This is a genomic window from Photobacterium lucens, from assembly GCF_009873615.1.
Taxonomy (GTDB): Bacteria; Pseudomonadota; Gammaproteobacteria; order Enterobacterales; family Vibrionaceae; genus Photobacterium; species Photobacterium lucens.
The window spans coordinates 1-6,287 of the sequence record NZ_SSMG01000065.1 but is presented as its reverse complement, the minus strand read 5'-3'; the positions used below and the strand labels follow the sequence as shown (position 1 = coordinate 6,287).

Sequence of the window (6,287 nt, the reverse complement as noted above, 5' to 3'; positions counted from 1 at the left end):
GGTAATATTGAGTTAATAATTAAAAACCCAACCTAGTATTCACTAAGTTGGGCTTTAAAATGTCAGACAAATTTTAAAATTAATACTTGTCAGTCAAATGCAATCAAAGGCCGTTCACGATGTCTTTGACTAAACGAGGGCCGTGGTAAATGAAACCAGAGTAAACTTGAACAAGGCTTGCCCCTGCCATCATCTTCTCGCGAGCAGAAATTGCCGAGTCGATACCACCCACACCAATGATTGGGATCTCTCCTTTCAGTGCTTCCGCCATTTTACGGATAACTTCAGTACTCTTGTTCTGCAGAGGACGACCACTTAAACCACCCACTTCATCACAATGTTCCATTCCTTGAACAAGTGAACGATCTAATGTGGTGTTCGTACCGATAACACCATCAATTTTATTGCGGATCAATGAATCACAAACTTGTAGAATTTCATGATCATCAAGATCTGGTGCGATCTTAAGTGCAAGTGGTACATATTTACCATGTTTCTCTGCAAGCTCTGCTTGTTTCTCTTTAAGTTGAGATAGCAGATCATCTAATGCTTCACCGTATTGTAGGCTACGAAGTCCCGGTGTATTTGGTGATGAAATGTTTACCGCAATGTATCCCGCATATTGATAAACTTTATCCATACAAATTAGGTAATCTTCAGCACCCTTTTCAATTGGTGTATCTTTATTCTTACCAATGTTAATACCGATAATGCCGTCGTATTTTGCTTTCTTAACATTCTCAACTAAGTTATCAACACCAAGGTTATTAAAACCAAAGCGGTTGATAATGCCTTCAGCTGGGATCAAACGGAAAAGACGTGGTTTATCATTACCAGGTTGCGGACGTGGCGTTACCGTCCCTACTTCCACAAAACCAAAGCCCATAGCACCAAATGCATCAATACATTCGCCATTTTTATCAAGGCCAGCAGCTAAACCAACAGGGTTTTTAAAAGTCAGTCCCATGACTTCAACAGGACGTTCAGGAAGGTGTTGACGATAGAAAAGATCTAATGGAGTTCCAGTGAAACGAGAAAAGTTCTCGATAGCGAGGTCGTGAGCCTTTTCAGCATCCAACTGAAAAATAGCAGAACGTGCGATACGATATAGCATTGTAACTCCAATATAAGTCCCGAATAAACGGGATGGTATTATTCACATTTCCCCCTCTAACATCAATCGTTATTTTTTTGATTATTGTCAATAATTCAGTAACTTAGAAATTAAACCCTTGTTTAACAATAAGTTATAGATTGGTGTTTTCATAAAAAATTACACTTTAATGCAAACGTTTTCTTTTTGTATGAAATTAGCCATTATAGATAGGAAATAAGTGACAATGTCACTCAAGGTTTATTTATAACCTTAATTGTGTGACACAGTCACTATTAGTATCGCCAAGCATCTCGCTACACTGTCACTTATAATTGTTACAACGTAGCGATATTTTGCAAGTTTTATTAATTAGCGGGGCGTGAATTTAGATTAAGAATCGTTAACTCTCGTAAAGCGACTGAGAATTTTGCAAATTCATGGGCGTTCCCTACTTTAAACTCAGCTAATACACTATCCCATCGATGAATAGCTTTCTTATGCTGCTCCATCCATAAAGCGATACTCTCCTCTGGTTCTGCTGTACTTGTCATCAGAACAGCTGTAGTCAATTGACGTTGTTGCCAGTCCAAATCTTCCCTAAACGATGCCCTTGCTAACGCTTGCCAATTATTTTCAACCGTTTGATTTTGAATTTGCTTTAAGAACCAATGCAAAGAGAGCTTTGCCCCTAATACAAAATAGACACGGGCAATATGCGATGTATCCACTTCCATCGTTTTGGCTATTTGCGCTATATCCATTGCTGAATACAAACTTGTTAACCGTGCAATGTTTTTGGCAAGCTCATCAGGTACACCTTGATCTGTCATCTCTTTGGCTTGTTGCTCATGTTCAATGACTTCTTGCGTTACAAGGTAACTATCTAAATGATGACGAAGTTGTTCAACAAAGGGCTGATAGAATACGATTTGTTGTTCAATTCCTAGCTTGTGCTCCCTATTACGTAGAAACCATCGTGTTACTCGTCGCAACATGCGTCTGGAACGATAAAGCATTTCGTATTGAATTTGGGCTGAGACTTTATTGTCCAAATCCCGAATATGGCTAAACAGTTTGTCAAAATTAAAGATCTCTCGTCCTATTGAATAAGAAGCAGATATGTCATTAATGGTTGCCCCCGTTTCTTCTTGTAAACGAGTGACAAAGTTACATCCCATTTCATTGGACATTTGGTTCGCTAACGAGGTCGCAATCAGCTCTCGACGTAAGGGATGTTGCTCCATCTGCATACGATAGTTATCTTGCAAAAATCTTGGGAAATAAGCAGGTAATAATCGGGAATGGTACGGATCACTCGCAATATCATGATTCACAAGCTTTTCTTTTAATACCATCTTTCCGTAAGCCACCAGCACTGCTATTTCTGGCCGCGTAAGCCCGATGCCAGATTTTTCTCGCTCTGCTAACGCTTCATCATCAGGCAGATATTCCAAACTGCGATCTAACTTACCATGACGCTCTAATTGGTGGATAAAACGGGTTTGCTCTTTAAGTAATTGAACTTGTTGTTGTTCAGTCACCGATATGGACTCACTTTGACGATAGGCATCATCAAGGACAATCTCACTGACTTCAGCTTCCATATTTTCTAAGATCGTATTGCGTTGCTTAAATGTCATTTCATCAGCTGAAACTAAACTATTAAGTAAAATCTTAATGTTTACTTCATTATCTGAGCAGTCCACACCACCCACATTATCAATAAAATCGGTATTTACACGTCCACCAGCTCTCGCAAACTCAACACGCCCAAGTTGGGTAAAGCCAAGATTACCACCTTCTCCGACAATTTTGGCTCTGAGTTGTTTACCATCAACACGTAAAGCATCATTAGCACGATCACCAACATCAGTGTGAGTTTCTTTACTTGATTTGATATAAGTGCCAATACCGCCATTCCACAATAGATCTACCTCCATTTGTAGAATTAAGTGGATTAACTCATTGGGTGTACAACTTTGTTTTCGCGTTTGCAGCAAGCTTTGTACCGCAGGAACTAGTTTGATCGCTTTGCTTTTACGAGAGAAGATCCCACCGCCTTCAGAAAGCAATTTTCGATCATAATCATCCCAACTAGATCGTGGTAATTCAAATAAGCGCTGTCGCTCTTGCCAACTGACCGTTACATCTGGATCCGGATCGATAAAAATATGTTGATGGTTAAAAGCAGCTACTAAGCGAATATGCTTAGATAACAACATACCGTTACCAAACACATCACCAGCCATATCACCTATACCAATGCAGCTAAAATCTGTGGTTTGGCAATCAACACCTATTTCCCTGAAGTGGCGTTTAACTGATTCCCATGCCCCTTTAGCTGTAATGCCCATTTTCTTATGGTCATAGCCGTTAGAGCCACCAGAAGCAAAGGCATCACCTAGCCAAAAGTCATAATCAGCCGCTAATGAATTCGCGATATCTGAAAACGTTGCCGTTCCCTTATCAGCAGCAACAACCAAATATGGATCGTCTTCATCATGACAAACAACATTGGCTGGTGGCTGACAATGACCATCAATGACGTTATCGGTTACATCTAATAAGCCGCAAATAAAGCGTTTATAACAAGCTTTGCCTTCCGTTAAGATCTCTTCTCGTGTTGTTAATTGCGGCTGGCGCTTACAAATAAAACCACCTTTCGCCCCAACTGGCACAATAACGGTATTTTTTACTTGCTGCGCTTTAACCAAGCCTAATATCTCGGTACGGTAATCTTCTTGCCTATCAGACCAACGAAGTCCACCACGTGCGACCTTTCCACCGCGTAAATGGACGCCTTCAAAGTCAGGTGAATAAACAAAAATTTCGTAATTAGGAACTGGAGCAGGAATTTCAGGTATTGCGGTTGGGTTTAATTTCAGTGATAACCAAGGCTTAGGCTTGCCTTGTTCTGTTTTTTGATAAAAATTGGTCCGTAACGTTGCTAAGATAAGATCCATATAACGACGAATGATCCTGTCATCATCAAGGCTTTCTACATCTTCCAAACTTTCGATGATCAGTTTGATCAAGTTTTGCTCTGCTTTCTCACTATATTTAGAACTTGGATCAAAACGAAGTTTAAACAAAGACACCAGATTACAAGCAAGTTCGCAGTGGTTATTCAATGTATCTTCTATGTATTGCTGACTAAATGGAAAACCGACTTGCCGCATATAACGGGCATAACTACGTAAAATGGTTATTTCTCGCCCTGATAAGCCAGAGCGAAGTACCAATCGGTTAAACCCATCACTCTCTAACTCTCCGTGCCAAATATCAGAAAATGCATCTTGGAATCTGTCTCTGGCTTCTGATAAATCAAAGTCATTTGCTACATGGTGCAACATGGCAAAATCTAAAATCCAATTCACAACGCCATCTGCTGTGATCACTTGATAAGGCGACTCTCCAATAACCCGCAAGCCTAAGTTCTCAAGCATGGGCATAACGTCAGACAGATGAATAGGCTCATTGCGATGAAACAGTTTTAGCTTCACCGCAGTAGAATCTGCAGACTCTTCTTGAGGTCGATAAAACAGCATACCTAGCTTGTTATTTTCATCTAGCCTTTCGAGCTGAAGTACATCAGCCACCGCAGATCCAGGTAACATTTGCTCTTTATACGAACGAGGGAATGCTTTGGAATAATTTTTAGCAATGGGGATCCCTTTGCTTTCACCGAAATTAGCCACCAGCGATTGAGTAATACGATCTTCCCATGAAGCTACCGCAACACCTAAGTTATGCTCGATGGATTTCACATCAATATCAAAGTTATTGTTTGGTACACGGACAATATAGTGAGTTCTTGCAAGCGGGCTTACTGAAAAGAAAGTGGTGAACTCAACGGTTTGGCTCGATCCTAAATAATCCTTTAGTACTGTTTGGATCTTCCGTCTTAATTCAGTGTCATAACGCTCTTTGGCCACATACACCATACATGAAAAAAAACGCCCAAAAGGATCACGCCTTACAAATAGTCTGAGTAAATCACGATCCTGCATCCGTACAACACCCATACCGACATCAAGCATCTCTTCTTCTTTGGCTTGAATGAGCTCATCTCTTGGGTAAGTTTCTAATACATTATTTAATGCTTTCCATGAGTGAGAACCCTCTGGATAACTACTTGCTGCTAAGATCCGTTTTACGCGATTGCGGATCAAGGGGATGTGCATGGCTGTTTGATGATAAGCAGTTGAGGCATATAAACCGATAAAACGATGTTCGCCAATCACATTCCCTTTATTATCAAAACGCTTAATACCAACGTAATCAATATAAGCAGGACGATGAATGCGGGATTTGGCATTACTTTTGGTAAGGATCAATAAATCAGGCTTTTGCGCTTCAATACGAGCAGACTCAGGTAAGCTTGATAAATTTAACGGACGAGCATGTCGAGGTTTCTTTAATAGCCCTAAGCCTAATTCTTTGGTAGGCGTTAATTGATAATCCCCTTGGATCGGTTTCAAGTCATAACAGTGATAACCCATGAATGTGAAGTTATGATCCGCGACCCACTCTAAAAATTCGATCGCTTCTTCACAATATTGTTTTTCTACTGGTAATTGGGCGACTCTCAGCTCTTTGGTGATTTGGTACATCTTGTTTTGCATTGATTGCCAATCAGCGACTACCAATTCAATGTCTTTCAAAACTGCCTCTAGCTCATCACGTAGCGAGGCCATTTCTTCTTTCTTGGTTAGGCGATCCACTTCAATATGAAAAAGCGTCTGTAATTCACCGTTATCACCACAAGCTTTAATAATATTGTTTTTATTATCTCGCTCGAAATGATAAGGCCCATTGAGCATCAAATGACTAGTAATATCGAGACGATTTAATGTCATACGAACAGAATCAACCAAAAATGGCTTATCAGGCATGACGATTTCAACCACAGTATGGGTCGACTTCCAACCATGACGACTTAAGGTAGGGTTATAGACACGAACCGATATTTTATCTGGTTTATTTTTAACAAGGTGATGCCATAAACTCAGTACAGCACCATAAAGATCCGACTCATTACGTTGCAGTAAATCATCTTCAGCAAGTTGATTTAAAAGGCGTTTAGCAAAAATATCCACTAAAGGTTGTTGCGCACTATCTACTTTTGTTTTGATCAATCCATAAACTTTATCAAGTAAAACGGGAACAACATTTTCAGGTGCATTCATCA

At 40.1% G+C, this 6,287-nt stretch carries 2 protein-coding genes; both read right to left on the bottom strand.

Features of this window, described 5'->3' with window-relative positions; translation table 11 throughout:
* Positions 1-103 precede the first annotated feature (103 nt).
* Positions 104-1,114 carry a quinone-dependent dihydroorotate dehydrogenase gene (gene pyrD / locus E5A76_RS03735; protein ID WP_008987073.1) on the bottom strand — a complete coding sequence of 337 codons (1,011 nt, stop codon included), beginning with the start codon at positions 1,112-1,114 and terminating at the stop codon, positions 104-106.
* 347 nt (positions 1,115-1,461) lie between these two features.
* Positions 1,462-6,285, bottom strand: coding sequence for an NAD-glutamate dehydrogenase (locus E5A76_RS03730; RefSeq protein WP_161118137.1), 4,824 nt, complete (start codon positions 6,283-6,285; stop codon positions 1,462-1,464).
* Positions 6,286-6,287: the final 2 nt, after the last annotated feature.

Bases quoted from the DNA above. Each gene is read 5' to 3' on its own strand.
- pyrD (WP_008987073.1), bottom strand. From the start codon at position 1,114: ATGCTATATCGTATCGCACGTTCTGCTATTTTTCAGTTGGATGCTGAA.
- E5A76_RS03730 (WP_161118137.1), bottom strand. From the start codon at position 6,285: ATGAATGCACCTGAAAATGTTGTTCCCGTTTTACTTGATAAAGTTTAT.